Raw genomic sequence first — 20823 nt, 5'->3', positions numbered from 1 at the left:
CTGCAACTTTTTGCATAAAAGTGATCAGATGGGTGAGTCGATGGCGTAACATTTGTCGCCCGCGGCCTCTGGCGTGGGACTTTTCAGGGTTAAGGTAAGGGTTATGAACATGAAGAATTTGAGTCTGCCACTGGTTGCACTCACTTTTCTGGTATTGGCCGGTTGCGCGACGCAAACCGTGGTGACGCTGCAAAATGGCACACAGTATTTGACCAGGGACACCCCAAAAACCAAGACTGCCGACGGCTTCTACGAATTCACCGACATCGCCGGCAAACGCATCCGTGTCAAAGCCGACGACGTAGCCACCGTGCGCAAAGAAGACTAGGCAACGCAGGTCAAATGTGGGAGCTGGCTTGCCTGCGATAGCGGTATCTCAGATACATAGCCGCTGCATGACACTCCGCCATCGCGGGCAAGCCCGCTCCCACAGTGGATTGCATTCCAGCTCCGGCTGATTTCCATCTCCCCCCGACAAACCCCCAGCTACAACCGCGGCCCAAACGCCTCATCCACCTTCGCCAAATCCGTATCCCGCAGATTCCCCGCGTAATAATGCAACTTGGTCCAAGCCATCAAATAGTCATACCGCGCCTGCGCCAGGTCACGCCGAGTGCTGTACAGCTGCTGCTCAGCGTTTAGCGCATCCAGGTTGACTCGCTCCCCCCCAAGGATGCTCTGCTTGGTCGACACCACCAGCGCTTCGGCTGACACCAGCGCCTTCTGATACGCCCGCAACTTGCTCACCCCCGACAGGCACGCACTGAACTGGCGACGCAGCTCGATCAGGGTTTCGCGGGTCTTGCCCTCCAGTTCGTACTCGGCCTGCTCCATGGCGCGGCTGGCCTGGCGGGTGGACGCCGAGATACCGCCACCGGCATACAGCGGCAGGCTGACTTCGACGCCGATGGTGTTGGTGTCATAGCGTTGGTTGTAGGTATTGCCGCTGTCGGACTCCTGCTGGCGCGAACTGGCATACGCCGTGACCTTGGGCAAATGCCCGGCGCGGTTGCGCTCCACGTCGTAACGGGCCACTTCCAGGGCCTGGCGCTGGGACGCCAGTGTGGGGTTGTTGCTGATCGCCAGTTCATGCCAGGTGTCATAGTTGGCCGGGGTCAAGGTGAACGCGGCAAAGCCCTGGTTCAAAGGGGCCAGGTCATTGATGTTGACGCTTTGCACGCCGATCAATGCACCCAGCTCCCGCAAGGACGCGTCCTGTTCATCCATCGCCTGGATTTCTTCGGCGGTGGCCAGTTCGTAGCGCGACTCGGCTTCCAGAATATCCGTGCGAGTGCCCTCGCCCTGCTGGAACAGGTGCTGGTTTTGCTGGAACTGCTGCTCAAAGGCCTTCTTCTTGGCGCGGGCGATGTCGATCTGGTCCTGGGCAAACAGCGCCTCGGTGTAATACGTCAGCACCCGCACCAGCAGCGCCTGGCTCTTGTCGCGAAAACTTTCATCGGCAAACAGCGCCTGGGCCACGCCTTTGCGGTAGTTGGCGTAGGCCTCGTAGTCGAACAGTGGCTGCTGCAGGCTGAAGGTGGAACCGTAGCTGTTGTAGTTGCGGTCGTCGTGATAATTGCCGCCGCGCCCATCCGGCAAGGTGGCCTGGGAGTTATTGCGGCCCTTGTTGTAGTTGTACGACAGCTTGGGCAGCAGCCCAGCACGGCCGATGGCGCGATTTTCCAGGCCGGCGTCACGCTCCTTGATAGCGCCGAGGAACACCGGATCGTTACGCAGGGCCTGCTCGTACACATCGAACGGGCCCATCGCGGCCTGGGCATTGGCGCAGGTCAACAGCAAGGCGATAAACACAGCTTTCATGTCTATTCCTCGGTCAACGCGGAGCCGGCGCGGTCGAGCAGCGGCTTGAACAGGTAATTGAGCAACGAGCGCTCGCCGGTACGCACGAACATCTCGGCGGGCATGCCTGGCTTGATCACCAACCCGTGGAGTTTTTCGAGTGCCGCGTCGCTGACCGTGGTGCGCAGCACGTAATACGGCGCGCCGGTTTTTTCATCGAGCATCTGGTCGGCGGAGATCAGGCTCACCTCTCCCGGCACACGCGGTGTGCGGCTCTGGTTGAAAGCGGTGAACAGGATATCGACCGGCAGGTGCGTCCCCACTTTGTCCACCAGGTGCACCGGCAAGTGCCCTTCCACTTCCAGGCGGGTGTCCTGAGGCACGATCTCCAACAGGGTCTCGCCGGCGCGCACCACGGCACCGATGGTGTGCACGCTGAGGTTGACCGCGATGCCATCCGCCGGGGCGTTGATTTCGCTGTGTTGCAGGTCGAACCCGGCTGAGGTGAGTTGCTGTTCCAGGGTCAGGCTGCGCAGTTGTGCGTCGGCCAATTGGCTGCGCACTTCCTTCTGGTATTCCTCGCTGTGCTGCTGCAATTTCAGGCGCGATTCGAGGATGCCCTGCTCCACGCGGCCACTTTCGCCGGTGTTCTGCGCCAAGTCCTGTTGCACCTGGGACAACTGGCGCTGGTACTCCATCAGGCGGTTGCGCGGGATGTAACCGTTGTCGGCCAACGGTTGCAGGTTGCCGAGTTGGTCGCGCAGGGATTGGGCCTGCGCCGTCAGGTCGCTGCGGGCACGGCGCATGCCGTTCAGTTGCGCAGTGGCGCCTTCAATATTGGCACGGATGCCGGCCTGTTCGCGGGCAAACGCTTCGCGACGGCTGCTGAACAATTGACGCTGGCCTTCCAGTACCAGCGCCAGGGCGGGGTCGGGATTGGCGCCCAGCTCGGCAGGAAAAGTAATGCGGGTTTGGTTGTCACGCTCGCTCTGCCAACGCGCCACGCTGGCCCAGGCCATGCGGTATTGGGCTTGCAGTGACTGCACGTCGGCCTGGTGCTGGGTCTGGTCGAGACGAAACAGTGGCTGGCCTTGTTTAACCGTTTCACCCTCCTTCACCAGAATCCGGCTGACTACACCAGGGCTGAGGGTTTGCACCGCTTTGCGCTTGCCGGATACCACCACCGTGCCCTGTACCGGAATGCCCTGGTCCAACGGGGCCAGGCTGGCCCACAGAAAAAATCCGCCCGCGCCGACTACCGTCAGCAACCAGCCCATCCGGGCGAAGAACCCGGCGTCGCGCTCTTTGAAACGCGGTTCAAAAGTGATGCTGCTCATGCGCCTGGATTCCTTCCGGCCTGGTACTGACGACTGAAACTGACGCCGGTTTTTTCCTTCGGTGCTTCCTGCTGACCCGACAACGCCCGCAGCACCTCCTGGCTCGGCCCGAACGCCTGCAAATGCCCTTCACTGAGCACCAGCAGCTTATCGGCCTGGGCCAGCGCCGAAGAACGATGAGTCACCAGCACCACGCTGCTGCCCTGGGCTTTCATCTGCACGATGGCGCTGGCCAGGGCGGCTTCGCCGACGGTGTCGAGGTTGGAGTTGGGCTCATCCAGCACGATCAGACGCGGCCCGCCATATAGCGCGCGGGCCAGCGCCACCCGTTGTTTCTGGCCGCCGGACAGGCCGCCGCCGTTGTCGCCCAAAAGGGTGTCGTAGCCCTGGGGCAACCGCAGGATCAGTTCATGCACGCCCGCCTGCTGCGCGGCGCGCACCACTGATTCGGGATCAGCTTCGCGAAAGCGCGCGATGTTGTCGGCGATGCTGCCGCTGAACAGTTCGATGTCCTGGGGCAAGTAGCCGATGTGCGGCCCCAGGTCGTCGCGGTCCCAGCGATGAATATCCGCGCCGTCCAGGCGCACGGTGCCGGCCAGCGTCGGCCATACCCCCACCAACACACGCGCCAGGGTGGATTTGCCAGAGCCCGACGCGCCGAGCACACCGAGCACTTCACCGGCGCCCAGGTTGAAACTGACCTGCTGCAAGGTCGCCACACGCTTTCCGGGCGGGCCCGCACTGACCTGTTCGAAACTGATTTGGCCGAGCGGCACCGGCAATTTCATCTGCTCGACTTCCGGAGGAAACTCGCGCAGCAACTCATCCAGCCGCTGGTAGGCCAGCTTGGCCGAACTCCATTGCTTCCACACCGCAATCAACTGGTCGATGGGGCTGAGTACCCGGCCCATCAGGATCGAACCGGCAATCATCATCCCGGCGGTCATATCCCCCCTGATCACCAGCAACGCGCCGAGCCCCAGCACCAGCGATTGCAGGCACAGGCGCAGGGACTTGCTCAACGACGTGACCACCGAACCGGTATCACTGGCCTTGTTCTGCAGGCCAAGGAACTGCGAATGCACCGCAAACCAGCGTTTGCGCAGCGCGCCGAGCATGCCCATGGCCTGAATGGTCTCGGCATTGTGCAAGTGGCTGGTGGCCAGTTGCGTGGATTGCTGGGAGTAACCGCTGGCCTCCCCCAACGGTTTTTTGGTGAGGTATTCATTCAGGCACGCCAAGCCTATCAGCAGCACGGCACCGGCGGTGGCCAACACGCCAAGCCACACATTGAACAGGAAGATCACGAACAGATAGATGGGAAACCACGGCGCATCGAAAAATGCGAACAACGCAGGCCCCGTGATGAACTGACGAATATGGGTCAAATCGCCCAAGGATTGCCCGGCATGCCCCTGGCCGCGTTGCAGGTTGCGTTCAAACGCGGCCTTGTAGACGCGCAAGTTGAAACGCCGCTCCAGCTGGCTGCCGATGCGGATCACGATAAAACTGCGGATCACTTCAAGCAGGCCAATAAACGCAAAGAAACCCACGACCATCAGCGTCAACATCACCAGGGTGGTTTCATTCTGGGAGGACAGCACGCGGTCATACACTTGCAGCATGTAAATCGACGGCACCAGCATCAACAGGTTAATCAATGCAGTGAAACAGCCAACACTGATCAAAATGCTCTTGTATTCACCCAGCGCCTTGAATAACGGCGCGACGGCATGGGACTTAGCCATGATTTCTGATCTTCCCTGAACCCAATTGCGCGCAAAAGTTGCCCTTGCCCCGACGCACAGGGTGGCCAACTAATAAAATCAAGTTATAAACTTATAACAACAACTAAGGTGTGCGTTGCAATACAACTTCCAGCCCGGTGGGCGTGCGACCTTTATATTCACCTTCTTTCTGGCGGTTCAGGTGGGTAATCCCGCTGCCCTCGGCGTTCATCAGCCAAATTCCGTCCGGTGTCGGCGACCAGCTCAGGGGCTTGTCGCCCAGCCATTGCTCGACACACGCCACGTCGCCACCCAAGGCATTGGCCTGCTCCAGCAGGTCCAGCGCGCACACCCGATCCTGCTGGTGCAACTGCCAATGGCCGGCCAACTGGGCGGTGGTAGGTAATACAAGACTGCTCGCCATTGCGTGGGCTCCTGCCGACACGAACATCACCTGCAACACGCAGGCGATCAATTTGAAAAAACGCTGCATCGCTGTGCTCCATCCGTAAAGCGCGACGCCGAGGCGCCGCGCCCGTGTATCACGCTACGATGTCGCTGACCGCTGCCTGGCCGACGGTGGTGACGAGGAAGTCCGCCACGCCGTGCCCGGAGAAGTCCACGGCCAAGGTGCCCAGGTTGGTACCTGCGGCGTAGGTCAGCACAGCATCGCCGGCATGCCCGGTGAAGGCATTGACGAAGGTCAGGCCTGCACCCTTGGTGATGCCGGAGAGGTCGATCTTGTCCGAACCCGAGGCAAAGTCAAAGATCTTGTCCGCAGCCCCTGGCTTGGAGTCGGAACTGGCACCGAACACAAAGGTGTCGTTGCCGGCGCCGCCCCACAGCTGGTCCGCACCACCGCCACCGTAGATAAGGTCGTTGCCGGCCCCGCCCTTGATCACGTTGGCGGCGTTGTTACCGATGATCAGGTCGTTGCCCGCGCCACCGAAGGCGTTCTCGAGGGTCACGCCCTTGGCGATGGACACGTTGCCCACCAAACCACCCACGTCCGAGAACGAAGCCTCATTGAGGTTGATCTTCTGGTTCTGAGTGAAACCGGAGAAGTCCAGGGTGTCGTTGCCACCACCGTCCCACACCGAGAACACCAGCTTGTCGGCATTGGACGAAGCGCTGAGGAAATCACGCCCGGTGTTGGAGTTGAAGCCGTAGGTGGTGTCGCCGGCACGGGTGTTGTAGTTGGCGCCGTAGAGCTTCTGGATCGCGGCAATGTCGTCGATCAGCGGTCCGGACGCGTAAGCCTCGACGCCGCCTTTGCTGAAGTTCTGGTTAGTGTTGCTTTCGCTCCAGTAGCTCATCAGGCTGTAGCCGCGCGTGTCCTGTCCATAGGTCGCGTCGTTGTAGGTCGGGTTGCCATTCCCGGCGTTGTAGTCGCCAGGGTGAGCCAGGCCCAGGGTGTGGCCGATTTCGTGGGTCAGGGTTTGCCGGCCGTAGTTGTTCAGGTCCGGGGTCTTGTTGGGCGTGTAGCTGTTGTTGGTCAGGTACCACGAGGTGCCGTCGTAGCCTGCGCCGGTGCCGGGCAGGTAGGCGAAGGCCGCCGCGCCGTCCTGGCCGCTGCTGTAGTTGCCGAAGGTCATGTGGCCGTCACCGCCGGTGGCTTTCTCGGTGAAGGTGACATTGGCCACGTCCGCCCAGGACTGCATGGCCAGTGCGGCCTGTGCTTTCTGCTGGGTGTTGAACTGACTGAAGCCCGAGATGCCATGTTTGTTCATGGTGCTCGAAGAGGCCGAGGTCAGGAAGGTGTAGGTCAGGTCGATCTTGCCGTTGCCGTCAAAGTCCCGGTACGCGGCGCCGTCGCGCAGCAGCTGGGTGGCTGCCTGGTCAACGGTGTAGGAGGGTTTGCCATTGACCGTGAGGTTGCCGCCACGGTCGTACAAATGGCTGAAGCTATCGATTTGCGAGTAAGCGGTGCTGGCTTGCGCCGCCGACACGATAGCCTTGTCTTTTACTTTTGACATAAACGTACTTCCTTGTTTGCAAGTGCATCAGTCTTTGATCGATAGGAACCCCGCGGGCGAGATCGTCCTATCACTCGCCTCTTTTGAAGGCGTCACGAAACTGACACAACTTGAAATCTTTCGTCTACATCTTTTCCAGCGTTAGAAATCAGCCTGCCTTCAACTCAACTAAGTTCAGTGCCGTGTTTATTGGACAGCCTTGGTTTTGTCCGACAAAAAACAGCGCGCAGTTATTTAAATATTAAATAGCGCTAACGCCGCGCAAGTTGAGCGGCGCTGTTAATTAATGGATCCACTATATTGCCAGGGTGTCATTGGCAACATTAAACAGCCATTACTTGCATTAATAACTGCGCTTGCCCCCTATTACCGGGACATACTCCACCCTGTCTCGCGTAGTACTGCCAGCAATGTATCGCCACTCAGGCCAGGCACCCGGACACCGTCATCAGTGACCATGTCCTCGCCGGCCAGGATCGCATTGACAATCGCCTCTTCCACCGCCTCTGCCGCCGCGCTGAACAGCGGCGAAATGTGGTCGTTGTTGACCATCTGCAGCGTGCTGCTGAACGGCAGGCCTTTGCGCCCGTAATCCGCCGCTGGCAAATCCCGGTTACCCGTGGAAAACGCCAGGAACAGGTCACCGCTGGAATCCTCGGTGCCGCCGCCGGTACGCGCAATGCCGATGGATGCGCGCTGCGCCAGTCGCTGGCATTGGTGCGGCAACAGCGGCGCGTCGGTGGCCAGGATCACCACGATCGAGCCCATGCCCGGTGTGCCTTGCTGGGCAAACGGCGAGGAAATCTCCATTAGCTGGCGCCCCACCGGGTAGCCATCTACCCGCAGTTCCTGGCGTTTGCCATGGTTGGCCTGCACCAGCACGCCGACGGTCCAACCGCCCTGCTCCGCCGACAAACGTCGCGAGGCCGTGCCGATGCCGCCCTTGAATTCATGGCAGATCATTCCGGTGCCGCCGCCAACTGCACCTTCCTGCACTGGGCCGGTTTCGGCGTTGTCCACGGCTTCACGCACGTGCTCAGGGCCGACGTGCTGGCCCCAGATATCGTTGAGCAAGCCGTCATAGGTTTCCATTACTACCGGCATGCACCAGTACACCGCCGGGTCTGCCAGGCGCTCGCGCTCCAGGGCAATCAGGCTGTCGCGCACAATGCCAATGCTGTGGGTGTTGGTGATGGCCAGCGGCGTGGTCAACAGCCCCGCTTCGCTGATCCACTCAAGGCCAGTGGCATCACCATTGCCATTGAGCACGTGGTACCCGGCAAAGCACGGTTGCTGCCGTGCCTCCCCGGCGCGCGGCTGAATCACGCTGACGCCGGTACGCACGTGCTTGCCGTCGATACGCGTGTTGAGCGTGCTGTGGCCGACCCGAACCCCGGGCACATCGGTGATCGCGTTCCACTCACCGGGCGTGCCCAGCCCCAACGTGATGCCCAATTGACGTGCGCGCATAACCACTCCTTACAATTTCTGGAAGACCGGACTCGACCGGCCACTGATGCAATACAGAATCACCGACAGCGCCAGCAAGCCGATGATGATCATGATGTCGCGGATCGAGGCTGCCGCCACCAGGGTGACCAACAGATAGCCCGCACCCAGCACCGCGAGCAACGCCGGCAGCGGCCACAGCGGCATGCGATAGGGATGCTCGCGATCACGCAGCAGCACGCGGCTCGTCAACGCACTCAACGCCACCACCAGGTACACCAGCATGATCAGCAACACGCTGAAGGAGGTCAGGTCGGCCAGGTTGGAGCTGAAACTCAGCAGCGCCGACGGGATCGCCAGGAACAGCGTAGCCAACCAGGGCGAATCCCAGCGTGGGTGAATGCGCGTAAAGAGCTTGTTGATGCCTGGCGTCCACAGCGCATCGCGCCCGCTGCTAAACACCACGCGGCCGATCTGGATCACGATGGCGACAATCGCGTTGAACACCGACAGGAAGATCCCGGCGCTGACCAGGCGCGACAAGGTTTCATTGCCATGGCTGGTCAACAGGTAGCCGATGGGGTCTGGGCTGCTGATCATCTCACTGAGCGACGGCGCACCGATCAACAGTGCAGTGATTGGCACCAACTCGATGATCACCACCAGCCCCAGGGACCACAGCACCGCCTTGTGCACGCCCTTGCCGCCGCACTTCATGTCCTCGGCCAACAACACCGCCGGGCCGTAACCGTTGTAGGAAAACAGGCCGATGCCCACCGCGCCAATCACCAGGGCCCAGGGCGCCATGTGCAACACGCCGTTTTCGACGATTTGCGGCTGGAACAGCACGCTGGCCGGCTGTACGGGGTTACCGAAGCCAATCACCACGATCACCAGCAACGCCGCGATTTCCAACAGCAGGCAGGTGCCGGTGATCCAGGCATTCAGCTTGATATTGAGGATGCCCAGCGCGTAACTGCACACCACGATCACCAGGGCGACGGTTTGGGAATCGAACGTCGTACCCAGAGCGTTATTCAGGTAAGTCGCCGCGCCCGTGGCGAGCACCGGCGGGATAAACAGCAACATCACCAGCACGGTCAAGAACGTCGCATAGCCCGCCATGCCACCGAACACACGCTTGGCGTACACATATTCACCTCCAGCACTGTTGTGGGCGCGGCCCAGTTCGGCGTAGCAAAAGGCGAACATCAGCGCGAGCAACCCGGCCATCACAAACGCCGGGAACACGCCACTGCCGGCTTGCTGGATGGCAAAGGGCGCGATCACAAACACGGAACTGGCCGGGGTCACCGCAGATACGGTGATGGCGACCACATCGAAGACACTCAAGGTGGGTTTCAACACGCCGTCGGGCGCGGGGGAAGTGCTCATATCGTTATCCTCTGTCGTTGTTCTTGGTGTGAGGCAGAAACGAAAAATGATGTTTTTTCGGGATATCTTTCCCGTTGAATGATCACGAACATAAACATTGCGCTTATGTCAGCCAATTCCCCTATTGGCGTACTCCCCTTGACGACACCCGGCAAAAGCCGAACCCTTGGCCGATCTTTTGCTGGTGGGAGCCATTGATATGAGCCTGTTCCGGGAAGTCGGCATGCACGCAGGCCTGGGCCGCACTGTCGCGCACATCGGCACCGAACGCTTTTGGAAACAACTGGTGCTGTTGTTGCACCAGTGCCTGCCCTTCGATAACGCCCTGGCGATCTTCTATCCGCTGGATGGCGCACCCCAGGCCCTGGAGGAATACGACGCCCAGCCCAGCAGCAAACCGGCGTCGATGCTGGTGTACCTCAATGGTTTGTATCTGCTCGACCCGTTTTTCCAGGCCTGTCGCGAGGGGTATGCCAGCGGCGTGTACCGCCTGGAGGAAGTGGCGCCGGATCATTTTCGCCAGAGCGAATACTTCCTCAATTACTTCCACGACAACGTGCTGGAAGACGAGGTGCAGTTCATCCTGCAATTGCCGGGCGCGGGGACGTTATCGCTGTCGCTGGGCATGCAGCGGCCCTTCAGTTTTGAGGAAACCGGGCTGATGACGACAGTAGCGGCGTGGGTATTGCCGTTGATGCAACAGCACTGGCAACAAAGCAACCGGCGGGCGCCGGCGATGGACAGCCAGATCAAGGATGCATTGAGCCAATTTGGCTGCGGCGTGCTGTCAGACCGCGAACTGGAAATCGCCCGCCTGGTGCTGCGCGGGTTTTCCTCCAAGGCCATGGCCGAACGCCTGAAGATATCGCCGGACACGGTGAAGGTGCACCGTCGGCATTTGTACGCCAAGCTGGATATCTCGTCACAACCGGAGCTGTTTTCGTTGTTTATCCAGTCGTTGGGGCATGATTTGGAAAACCCTTAGCTGTCAGTGAGATCGGCGGTGCGGCCGACGCAGCCACCAAACATCCCAAAGCGGATAATCATGAACGCGTTTCACCAATCCCGCGCGAATCGGATTACACACCACGTAACGCGCAAAGTCTTTCAAGTCTTCCTCACGCCGAACGCCACGATCATGATAGCCCTTCTGCCATAGCCGACCTTTGCGGCCTAAGGCACGGTTAACCGTCAAACTGCTGCGCGATTTAATTCGGCACATGAGTTCCGACAACGTCTTGTCCTGAAGCTGAACAAGCCAATGAATATGGTCTGGCATCACTACAAATGCCAACGAATCCACCCACTCATCTTCATGTGCCTCGCGCAGTTGCCGTACCACTAGGCGCCCCAACCACCAATCATCGAAGATGGGCTCTCGCCGGTCCACCACGGCTGTCAGCAGGTACACGCCACCCTCCGCTGAAGCTCTGCCTAGGCGCAAACGTCCAGACCTGTTTGATATGAGCATTCCTTGCTCCCTGTTCAATCAAAGGAGTCAAGGAAGCTACAGGCAAAAACGACTTAACAGCGAACCCAAGGCGCGACCAAATATTACCAATCAGCGCCCGGTACGAATGGTGTTCCACACCCGCGTACGCACCCGGTCGATATTCAACGGCATCGCCTCCAGCGCAAACAACTTGCCCATCATGTCCGGGCTCGGGTACACCTTGGTATCCGCCTTGATCGCCGGGTCTACCAGGCTGTCTGCCGCGCTGTTGCCATTGGCGTAATGCACATAGTTGGTGATGCTGGCCATCACTTCCGGGCGCAGCAGGTAGTTCATGAACGCGTAACCGGCTTTTTCGTTCGGGGCATCGGCGGGCATGGCGACCATGTCGAACCAGATCGCGGCGCCTTCCTTTGGAATGTTGTAGCCGATATTCACGCCGTTCTTGGCTTCCTTGGCACGGCTTTCCGCCTGCAGGATGTCGCCGGAGAAGCCGACCGCCACGCAGATATCGCCGTTGGCCAGGTCGGCGGTGTATTTCGAGGAGTGGAAGTACGCCACATAAGGTCGCACTTTCATCAGCAGCGCTTCAGCCTTCTTGTAGTCTTCGGCTTTCTTGCTGTGGTGCGGCAAGCCCAAGTAATTGAGCGCGGCCGGCAACAGCTCCGGGCCGTTATCCAGAATCGCCACCCCGCATTTCTGCAGCTTGGCCATGTTTTCCGGCTTGAAGATCAAGTCCCAGGAATCGACCGGCGCGTTGTCGCCCAGCACGGCCTTGACCTTGTCGATGTTGTAGCCAATACCGGTGCTGCCCCATAGGTAAGGAAAGCCATGGGCGTTGCCCGGGTCGTTGTTTTCCACAGCCTTGAGCAACACCGGGTTAAGGTTTTTCCAGTTGGGCAACTGACTCTTGTCGAGCTTCTTCAACGCGCCGCCCTGGATCTGCCGGGCCATGAAGTGGTTGGACGGGAACACCACGTCGTAGCCGGATTTACCGGTCATCAACTTGCCGTCGAGGGTTTCGTTGCTGTCGTACACGTCGTAAGTGAAACCGATGCCGGTTTCTTTCTGGAAGTTCTTGGTGGTGTCCGGCGCGATGTAGTCCGACCAGTTGTAGATTTTCACCGTCTCGGCGGCCTGGCTGATAGAGGCCACCAACATCAAGGGCAACAGGGCAATGGCTTTCATGGTTCGATTTCCTGGCGGTTTTAGGGCTGTTGTTATGGCAGGCGATCAAGGATCAAAGCGTTACAGGATCAATACATAGGTCTTGCGCACGGTTTTCTGGATATCCCAGATGCCCGTGCTGTTGGCCGGCAACATCAGTGCATCACCAGCTTGTATGTGGACGATTTCACCGTTATCAGGGGTGAAGGTGCAGCGGCCCTGGATGAAGTGGCAAAACTCCTGGGATTTGATCTGTCGACGCCACACGCCTGGGGTGCATTCCCAGATGCCGGTTTCGACGCCATCGCTGCGCTCAACGCTCAGGGTCGAGGCCACGGCGATGGGCTCGCCCAAGGGCACGGCCACCGGTGACGAGTCCGGCAAGTGGGCGTTCAGCGTGTCTTTGAATTGAGTGATGCTCATGGGTTTTCCCGTGTGAGTGAAACGACTTAGTGCATGAAACCTTCCATGAACCCGGCCACGCCGGTGGCCAGCTTGCGGCGCCAAGGGGCGGTATTGGGGTTGGCCAGCACCTGGTCTTCATGGACGAAACTGCGAATGATCGCGTTATAACCCAACCAGCGGCAGGGCTCGGGCTCCCAGGGCTTGAGCGCATCCAGGCCGCGTTCGCGGATCACCCAGGGTTGGTGGACTAACGGAGTGTCCCGGCCCAGGATCAGGTCGGCCAACGTGCGGCCACCCAGGTTGGTAGCGCCGACGCCCTCCCCGCCATAACCGCCAGACAGCGCGATGCCGGTCTTGGGGTCACAGAGCATGTGCGGACGGAAGTTGCGCGACATACCCAGGTTGCCGCCCCAGGAATGGGTAATCCTTACGTTCTTGAGCTGTGGGAAAAGCTCACCGAACAGATAGCGACGCAGCTCCACTTCGCTGTCGGTCAAATCAAAGTCATGCCGCAGTTTGCCGGCGAATTGATAACCGCCCCGCGCGCCGAACACCAAGCGGTTATCCGCCGTGCGCTGTCCGTAGGTGACTTGGCGGCTGCTTTCGCCAAAGGCTTGGCCATGGCGCAGGCCGATTTCGTCCCAGGTACTGGCCGGCAACGGTTCAGTGGCGACGATCAGGCTTTGCACCGGCAATTGGTAACGGCCCAGTGGCGGCAAGGTCGTGGCATAACCTTCTACCGCTGGCACCACCCAGGCCGCCCGAACAGCCGCCTTGGCGGTGCGCAGGCTGCCGGACTGCCAGTGAGTGACCGGGCTGTTTTCGTAGATCGTCACGCCCATGCTTTCAACCACCCGCGCCAGGCCGCGCACCAGCTTCGCGGGGTTGATGGTCGCGACGTGAGGTGCATAGATACCGCCATAGGGCTTGGCGATGCGGATTTGCTCGGCCAGTTGTTGCGGGCTGAGCCAGCGGTAGTCGGCTTCGGTCAGGCCCTGGGCGTGAAGTTTGTCCAGGTAACGGCGCAGGCTGCCTTCCTGCTCGGGGTAACGCGCAGCGCAGTACAGGGCGCCGCCCTTGCGGTAGTCGCAGTCGATACCTTCACGCGCCAGCACCTGGGCCACTTCATCCGGGATGGCGTGTAACAGGTCAAAGGAGGCACGGCGCTGTTCGGGATCGAGGCCGGCCAACAAACGGTCTTCACCCAGCAGGTTGCCCATCAGCCAACCGCCATTGCGACCGGAGGCGCCGAACCCAGCGGTTTGCGCCTCGATGATAGCGATGTTCAGCTCGGGCGCCTGGCGTTTCAGGTAATACGCGGTCCACAGCCCGGTGTAACCGGCGCCGATAATGGCCACGTTGACGTCCAGGTCATGCGCCAGCGCCGGCCGCGCTTGCAGCGGGTCGTCCAACTGGTCCATCCATAAGCTGATAGTGCGCCATGCCGGCATGCCAGGTTCCCCTACCTCGTTTCGATAGGGTGGATCCTAGAGCGCGCTGTCAGGGGCTGTCTTGCGCGCGTGCACGCAGGGAAATTTGTTTGACGTAGGCTTTGGGCGACTGGCCCGTGTGCTGGCGGAACGCGCTGTAGAACGCCGACAGTGAGTTGAAACCGGCGGCAAATGCCAGGTCGTCGACCTTGATCGGCGGTACGGCCTTATCCAGCGCGGCCAGCAAATGCTGGAGCCTGGCCTGGTTGACGTAGCGGTAGAAGCTCTGCCCCAGCACTTGGTTCAGCAGGTAGGAAATCTGATTGCGGCTGTAGCCACACTCCTTGGCAACCCGTTGCAGGTCCAGCTCCGGGTCCAGGTAGGGTTGCTTGCGCTCAAAATAGTGCTGCAGGTCATTGGCCATGTGCCCCAATTGCTGCGGCGACAGGCCCAGACGGCTGACCGACGGCCGCGCGGCTTGGGCCGGCTGCTCATGCACCAGGGACGCGTACTCGTTAACCCGCCAGATCAATCCATCCCGTACGGTGATGGCCTCGCTGGTGCGAAACGACACCAGCCCCTGGCCGCCACGCAGGGTGATGCGGTACTGGATGAACGCGGTGTCACCCTCGGCGCGAATGCGGTCGGTATGCTCAATCGCCTCGTCAGCCTCGCGGGGCATGCTGGCTTGCAGGTATTCGCGTAATTCAGCGAAACCGACGACACGGTTCTGGAAAAAATCGTGGTACTGGATGTCCGGGTGGTAGTAGGACATCACGCCCTCCAGATCCCGATGGCGCCAACACAGGTGGTGGCGCGTCACCAGTTCACGTGTGACCTGGGATTGCTGGGTGTCATCGTCAGCAGCGATGTCAGGCATGGCAGGCTCGGCGGCGGGTAAACCGTGGAGAGTGCCGAATTTCGCTGGGGCCTTCAATGGTCAATTGGAACTTCTGACTAGTGGCCTTTCGCCTACTTTCAAGCAGGACATGACCCACATCAACCGAATGGAAAACAACTGCCGAACGGGACCAAAAAAGTCACCTTGCGATTGCGAACGAATGCTATTTTTAGTGCTTCGACGCCATGACCAGTGAAGGTCCTGGCCCCCCTGCCACGAGCTAAAGGAAGCGCTCAATGAACAAGGTGGGCAATATGAACAAAGTGACGTTCCCCAACGCCTGCCAGCTGATGCGCTGGCATTTTCATCCGATGGGCTTTGAGGGCAGCATGGACGCGCCCGGCAGCATGATCGTCCGCCTGTTCGACCGCGCCAGCGGCGAGACGCTGATTGCCATCGCCGGAATCCCTTGTGCAACGGTGATGAATGCGGCGGATGTGGAGCGGATTATTGAAGCGGTGGAGGATGAGCTGGAGTCGTTTGTGCCGCCGCAGTCATTGCGGGCCTGACCCACCTCTATCGGACATTGAATTACCCATGTGGGAGCGGGCTTGCTCCCACATTTAGTCCGGTGTGTCTCAGCTGCGTTGATCGTCAAAAAACGCTTTCTTGCCATCCACCCGCTCCGATGCCTTCGGCATATTCACCGCCTGTGCTTCGGGCTTTTCCACATACCAATAGCAGTGGCTCACCGCCCGGGTAATGCCCACGTAGGCCAAGCGCAGCACCTCGTCTTTTTGCGCATTGTCATACGGCTCGCTATCACCGTCCTTACCCAGGCCCGCCATGCGGTACACCTGGTTCTTGTAAGGCGAGCTCGTGACATGCTGGCAATCACCAAGCAGAAATACCGCATCAGCCTGCAAGCCTTTGGCACTGTGATAGGTCAGTTGCTTTAACCTGCGCATCGGCGGCGGCAAGCTAGAATCCACATTAATTACAGACTGAATATGCTCTTGAATCAACAGCTTATCGCTACTTTTTCGATACAGCATCAACACTGACTCACCCTTCTGGTAGTGCTCCAGCAACAGCCGCCCCAATGCCGCGTCGTCCCGTTCCAGCACCTTGACCGGCACCAACGCCTTGGGCGCGCCACTGGCCTTGGCCTTCTTGCCGGGGATCGCCGGCGCGGCACGCACAATATGCTCGGCCGCGTCGATGATGTGTTGATGACTGCGGTAGTTCTCGCCCAGCATCACGCGGGTGGTGGCCGGTGAAGGGAATTCGTTGTTGAACGCCATAAAGTATTTTGGCGAACTCCCGCGCCAACCGTAGATTGACTGCCAATCATCCCCCACGCACAGCAGCGATGAACGCTGGGCGCCACGCCCGACGTGCATGGCCGGGCCACGGCTGCGGATCTCGCGCAGGCTGGCGCGGATCCACGAGACAATTTGCGGCGAAACGTCCTGGAACTCATCGATCATCAAATGCGACAAGGGCCGCAACAGCGTGTCGCTGAGCAGCTTGAGGTTTTCCGGCGTATTTTCGCCAAACAGCGAGAACATGCGGTTGTAGGTCATGATCGGTGGCGACTGGTCCAGCAGGTGATCTTCCAGGGCTTTCCAGAAGATGCTCAGGGCTTCGAAGAAAAAGCGGTCCGGGTCATCCTTGGCGAAGCTCATCTTCCCAACCGCAGTCGGTACGTCCAGGCCAAGGTTCTCGATAAACCCGGCAGCCATCACGAAACTGTCCAGCAACGGCGCCGAAGCCAATTCACCTTTAACCTTGTAATCAAAACCTGGCCCTGCCGTGGCATCACCGGCCAAGCTGCTTAAAAGACGCCTTGATGATTCATAACTATCAAGCCATATCAAAGGCTTACGGCAGAAAGCTTGAAAAAGGGTGCGCTTTACGGCCCATTCTGCGCGTAGCGACAGCTTTGCGTTGGGCCGGCTGATCTGGGCGTTTTCCCGTGAATCAAAGCCCAGCACCACCCAGGCGTCCAGCTCGCGGATATAGCCATGGCAGTGAAATTGCGCGCCGTTAATCTCCACAGGCTGCCGATTGGGCTCAATGCCTTTGATCGGCCAGGCGCCCGCACGGAACCACAGGTCCTCGATCGCATCGCAGAGTTCTTCATCGCGCTTGGCCGCCAACTCGGTCACGGCCATGCGCTTTTGCACATCCGGATGATCCCGCTCCAACGCTTTGAGCTGCAGCCCGTGGCGCGCGAGTGGCGCAATCAGCTCACGAAAACGCGCGTGCTGCCCGTGCAGGCGGTGATAGCAGGCATTCATCTGCTGGCGCTGGGCTTCGTTGATACGCAGGTCGAATGGGTTGCTGTCAGCGTCTTCGACGCCCGAGTTCAGGTTCTCGAACGCCTGCAGGCGCTCGAAGCCCGGCAGGCTGCGCACCATTGGCAGGATGCGCGAGTGAAAAGTGCGCACCACGGCCTGAGCTTCTTTCATACCAAGGGGTTGGCCCCACAGGCTAAGAATTTCCATGAGCTTGTTGATGAAGTCTTTGCGTGACTCGCGGGTGAAGGTCACCACCGTCATTGAGCTCAGCTCAAAGCCTAGGTAATAGGTGAGCAGCAAAATACGCAGTACCAAGGAGGTGGATTTGCCGGCACCGGCACCGGCAATCACCGAGGTAGACGGTGTATCGCTGAAAATCATCTTCCATTGCGCGGCGCTGGGCTGGGCGTGAGCCGGCAGCAATCGCGCAACATCCGCTTTGATGCGCTTTTTCAACTCGGCGGTGAGCGGCAGGCGCCAGTCATCAAACAGACTGTCATCAACTCCCGGCGCACGGTGCTCGTCCGGGCGGAAGTCGCGAATCAGCAGCACTTGCCGACCTTCCTCAAGGCCGTCAGCCTTGCCCTCGCGATAGCCATATTCCACACCCGCTTCATGCCCGCTGCGAAAACCGTCGGCCTGACCGTGCAGCCATGAAAACCGGTGCTGGGCGCGCAGGCGAGTCAGACCATGGCCAAACAGGCGCGCGGCCAGGCGCTTCAACCAAGGCATTTCAGCCAGAGGGCGCAGTTCGGGGGGCAAATCAGGCGGTTGTTGCGACACGCGGACTCCTGCGGTGAACAAGGTGTTTACATAGGGCCCCATGGTCGCCGGAATCGACGTTCAGTTCCAGCCAATTGCTTTGCAGTCATGCAGTTAGGCGATGAACTGAAAGTCAAAACGTCACTAACCAATCAAGTAAATCGATAGGAATCAGGCATTTTTTACGCTTTTTATCGATCATGGGCTGCAGGATCATAAGCGCATCCACAGGAGACGATCATGCTTGAACTTCGACCTTTCACTTCCTTGGGCGGCGCCCACCACGGCTGGCTTGACGCTCATCACCACTTTTCATTTGCCGAGTACCACGACCCCAACCGCATGCACTGGGGCAACCTGCGCGTTTGGAACGACGACATCATCGCGCCGGGGACCGGGTTCCCGCAGCACCCACACCGCGATATGGAAATCATCACCTATGTGCGTGAAGGTGCGATCAGCCATGCCGACAACCTCGGCAACAAAGGCCGCACCGAAGCGGGAGATGTACAGGTCATGAGTGCAGGCACCGGGATCGCTCACAGCGAGTACAACCTGGAAGATACGCCGACCCAGATTTTCCAGATCTGGATTATCCCGAATGAAGCCGGATTGCCGCCTTCCTGGGGAGCCAAGCCGTTTCCGAAAGGTGATCGCGAAGGATTTGTAACACTGGCCAGTGGCAAGGCAGGCGATAGCGAAAGCCTGCGGATCCGGGCGGATGCGCGGCTGGTTGCGGCAAATCTGAAGGCTGGGGAAAGTGCTGAGTACCGGCTGGACAGCGGTCGACGGGCTTATCTGGTGCCTGCGACCGGCGTGATTGAAGTCAATGGCTTGCGTGCGCAAGCTCGAGACGGCATTGCGGTAGAGGATGAGCAGGTGTTGCGGGTGACTGCGATTGAAGACAGCGAAATTGTCTTGGTCGACCTGGCCTGACGCTGTCCCAATAGCGGGCTTGCTCGCGAATGCGGAGTGTCAGTCGCCAATGTGCTGACTGATCTACCGCATTCGCGAGCAAGCCCGCTCCCACACTGGTTTTGGGGTGTTACTGAGAAATGGCGCCGTCTACCAACACCTGCGCTTCTTCCACCAATTGCTTGAGGTGATCTTCGCCAATAAAGCTCTCGGCGTAGATCTTGTAAATGTCCTCAGTACCCGATGGCCGTGCAGCAAACCAGCCGTTTTCGGTCATCACCTTCAAGCCGCCGATCGCCTGGTTGTTACCCGGTGCGTGGGTAAGGATCTGCTGGATGCTTTCCCCGGCCAATTCAGTGGACGTCACTTGGTCCGGTGACAGCTTGCCGAGCAAGGCTTTCTGCGCCGGCGTGGCCTTGGCATCCACGCGAATCGCAAATGGCTCGCCCAGGGCGTCGGTCAGGCCGCGGTAGATCTGGCTTGGGTCCTGGCCTTTGCGCGAGGTCATCTCCGCTGCCAGCAGCGCCGGGATCAAACCGTCTTTGTCAGTGCTCCATACGCTGCCATCCTTGCGCAGGAACGAGGCGCCGGCGCTTTCTTCGCCGCCAAAGCCCAACGAACCGTCGAACAGTCCATCGGCAAACCACTTGAAGCCGACCGGCACTTCGTACAGGCGACGGCCAATACGTCCAGCCACGCGATCAATCAGCCCGCTGCTGACCACGGTCTTGCCCACGGCGGCGTCAGCGCGCCAGTCAGGACGGTTCTGGAACAGGTAATCGATGGACACTGCCAGGTAATTGTTCGGTGCCAACAGGCCACCGGACGGCGTGACGATGCCATGGCGGTCGTGGTCCGGGTCGCAGGCGAAGGCCACGTCAAAGCGATCCTTGAGACCGATCAGGCCCTGCATCGCGTAGCTGGAGGACGGGTCCATGCGGATCTGACCGTCCCAGTCAACGCTCATGAAGCGGAACGTCGAGTCGACTTCCGTGTTCACCACGTCCAGGTTCAGGCGGTAGTGCTCGGCAATCGCCGACCAGTAGCGCACCCCTGCTCCGCCCAGCGGGTCCACACCCAGGCGCAGATCGGCGCTGCGGATGGCGTCCATGTCGATCACATTGACCAGGTCAGCCACATAGCTGTTGAGGTAATCATGGCGATGGGTGGTGTCGGCCTTGAGCGCCTGTGCATGGGTGATGCGCTTGACCCCGGCCAGTTTGTTGGCCAACAGTTCATTGGCCTTGGCTTCGATCCACTTGGTGACGTGCGTATCTGCCGGGCCGCCGTTGGGTGGGTTGTACTTATAGCCGCCACTCTGCGGCGGGTTGTGCGACGGCGTGATGACGATGCCGTCGGCCAGGCCGCTGGTGCGGCCACGGTTGTAGCAGATGATCGCGTGGGAAATTGCCGGGGTCGGCGTGTACTCATCGCCTTCGGCCAGCATCACGTGCACGCCATTGGCAGCCAGCACTTCCAGCGCGCTGGCACCGGCGGGCGTGGACAGCGCGTGGGTGTCGAGGCCGACAAACAGTGGGCCGTTGATGCCCTGGGCTTCACGATACAGGCAGATGGCTTGGCTGATGGCGAGCACATGCCATTCGTTGAAGCTCAATTCGAATGAGCTGCCCCGGTGCCCGGAGGTACCAAAAGCCACACGTTGGGTGGAGATTGCTGCATCAGGCTGGCCGGTGTAATAGGCCGTGACCAGTCGCGGGATATCCACCAGCAACTGGGCTGGCGCCGGCTTGCCCGCAAAAGGACTGATTGTCATGCATAAACCTCGGAAAGAAGAATTTGGAAAAAATGGCAGTTTACTGAGAGTTGGACTGCTGCGCGACGTTATCGATCCTACAACAGTAA

General features: G+C 59.9%; 18 protein-coding genes. 4 read left to right on the top strand and 14 right to left on the bottom strand.

Annotated features, from left to right (window positions below; translation table 11 throughout):
- Positions 1-103 precede the first annotated feature (103 nt).
- The gene (locus tag BFP95_RS03990; RefSeq protein ID WP_065880490.1) at positions 104-328 is read left to right on the top strand and encodes a YgdI/YgdR family lipoprotein; all 225 of its coding nucleotides are present in this window, start codon (positions 104-106) and stop codon (positions 326-328) included.
- Between the two features lie 158 nt (positions 329-486).
- On the opposite strand, the gene BFP95_RS03985 is transcribed toward BFP95_RS03990, so the two are convergent.
- The 7 genes from BFP95_RS03985 to BFP95_RS03955 form a co-directional block, all read right to left on the bottom strand.
- Complete coding sequence (locus tag BFP95_RS03985) at positions 487-1821, bottom strand: TolC family outer membrane protein (protein ID WP_065873139.1); 1335 nt, start codon at positions 1819-1821, stop codon at positions 487-489.
- Between the two features lie 2 nt (positions 1822-1823).
- Positions 1824-3137 carry an HlyD family type I secretion periplasmic adaptor subunit gene (locus BFP95_RS03980; protein ID WP_065909316.1) on the bottom strand — a complete coding sequence of 438 codons (1314 nt, stop codon included), beginning with the start codon at positions 3135-3137 and terminating at the stop codon, positions 1824-1826.
- Positions 3134-4885 carry a type I secretion system permease/ATPase gene (locus tag BFP95_RS03975; RefSeq protein WP_065891003.1) on the bottom strand — a complete coding sequence of 584 codons (1752 nt, stop codon included), beginning with the start codon at positions 4883-4885 and terminating at the stop codon, positions 3134-3136. The genes BFP95_RS03980 and BFP95_RS03975 overlap by 4 nt, the downstream gene beginning before the upstream one ends.
- 103 nt (positions 4886-4988) lie before the next feature.
- On the bottom strand, positions 4989-5357 hold the full coding sequence (locus BFP95_RS03970; protein ID WP_065873142.1) for an AprI/Inh family metalloprotease inhibitor: 369 nt from the start codon (positions 5355-5357) through the stop codon (positions 4989-4991).
- Between the two features lie 49 nt (positions 5358-5406).
- Entirely contained in the window at positions 5407-6840 is a 1434-nt protein-coding gene (locus BFP95_RS03965) for a serralysin family metalloprotease (RefSeq protein ID WP_065873143.1), read from the bottom strand.
- Positions 6841-7206: 366 nt separating this feature from the next.
- Positions 7207-8310, bottom strand: coding sequence for a DmpA family aminopeptidase (locus BFP95_RS03960; RefSeq protein WP_065873144.1), 1104 nt, complete (start codon positions 8308-8310; stop codon positions 7207-7209).
- A 9-nt stretch (positions 8311-8319) separates the two neighbouring features.
- Positions 8320-9684 carry an APC family permease gene (locus BFP95_RS03955; RefSeq protein WP_065909314.1) on the bottom strand — a complete coding sequence of 455 codons (1365 nt, stop codon included), beginning with the start codon at positions 9682-9684 and terminating at the stop codon, positions 8320-8322.
- Positions 9685-9883: 199 nt separating this feature from the next.
- Between BFP95_RS03955 and BFP95_RS03950 the strand changes: the two genes are divergently transcribed.
- A complete protein-coding gene (locus BFP95_RS03950; protein ID WP_065873146.1) occupies positions 9884-10669 on the top strand; it encodes a helix-turn-helix transcriptional regulator in 786 nt (261 codons plus the stop codon).
- Positions 10670-10672: 3 nt separating this feature from the next.
- Here BFP95_RS03950 and BFP95_RS28745 read toward each other — a convergent pair whose 3' ends face one another.
- The 5 genes from BFP95_RS28745 to BFP95_RS03930 form a co-directional block, all read right to left on the bottom strand.
- Positions 10673-11155, bottom strand: a complete 483-nt coding sequence (locus tag BFP95_RS28745; RefSeq protein ID WP_083224191.1) for an REP-associated tyrosine transposase — start codon at positions 11153-11155, stop codon at positions 10673-10675.
- A 90-nt stretch (positions 11156-11245) separates the two neighbouring features.
- Positions 11246-12325, bottom strand: a complete 1080-nt coding sequence (locus BFP95_RS03945; protein WP_065873148.1) for a polyamine ABC transporter substrate-binding protein — start codon at positions 12323-12325, stop codon at positions 11246-11248.
- Positions 12326-12385: 60 nt separating this feature from the next.
- Positions 12386-12727: a cupin domain-containing protein gene (locus BFP95_RS03940; RefSeq protein ID WP_065873149.1), complete on the bottom strand. Its 342-nt coding sequence runs from the start codon at positions 12725-12727 to the stop codon at positions 12386-12388.
- A gap of 26 nt (positions 12728-12753) precedes the next feature.
- Positions 12754-14160 (bottom strand): NAD(P)/FAD-dependent oxidoreductase, encoded by a 1407-nt coding sequence (locus BFP95_RS03935; RefSeq protein ID WP_065880482.1) that lies wholly within the window; start codon positions 14158-14160, stop codon positions 12754-12756.
- Between the two features lie 49 nt (positions 14161-14209).
- Positions 14210-15019: a helix-turn-helix transcriptional regulator gene (locus tag BFP95_RS03930; protein WP_065873151.1), complete on the bottom strand. Its 810-nt coding sequence runs from the start codon at positions 15017-15019 to the stop codon at positions 14210-14212.
- A gap of 257 nt (positions 15020-15276) precedes the next feature.
- Between BFP95_RS03930 and BFP95_RS03925 the strand changes: the two genes are divergently transcribed.
- Complete coding sequence (locus BFP95_RS03925) at positions 15277-15549, top strand: DUF1652 domain-containing protein (protein WP_049708382.1); 273 nt, start codon at positions 15277-15279, stop codon at positions 15547-15549.
- Positions 15550-15618: 69 nt separating this feature from the next.
- On the opposite strand, the gene BFP95_RS03920 is transcribed toward BFP95_RS03925, so the two are convergent.
- Complete coding sequence (locus BFP95_RS03920) at positions 15619-18066, bottom strand: UvrD-helicase domain-containing protein (protein WP_065873152.1); 2448 nt, start codon at positions 18064-18066, stop codon at positions 15619-15621.
- Positions 18067-18285: 219 nt separating this feature from the next.
- On the opposite strand from BFP95_RS03920, the gene BFP95_RS03915 reads away from it, so the two are divergent.
- Complete coding sequence (locus BFP95_RS03915) at positions 18286-18981, top strand: pirin family protein (RefSeq protein WP_065873153.1); 696 nt, start codon at positions 18286-18288, stop codon at positions 18979-18981.
- Between the two features lie 109 nt (positions 18982-19090).
- Here BFP95_RS03915 and pgm read toward each other — a convergent pair whose 3' ends face one another.
- On the bottom strand, positions 19091-20734 hold the full coding sequence (gene pgm / locus BFP95_RS03910; protein WP_065909312.1) for a phosphoglucomutase (alpha-D-glucose-1,6-bisphosphate-dependent): 1644 nt from the start codon (positions 20732-20734) through the stop codon (positions 19091-19093).
- Positions 20735-20823 lie beyond the last annotated feature (89 nt).

The organism is Pseudomonas sp. 58 R 12 (genome assembly GCF_900005865.1).
Lineage (GTDB): Bacteria > Pseudomonadota > Gammaproteobacteria > Pseudomonadales > Pseudomonadaceae > Aquipseudomonas > Aquipseudomonas tritici.
The sequence above is the reverse complement of the archived record's forward strand: the minus strand, read 5'-3'. Positions and strand labels throughout refer to the sequence as shown.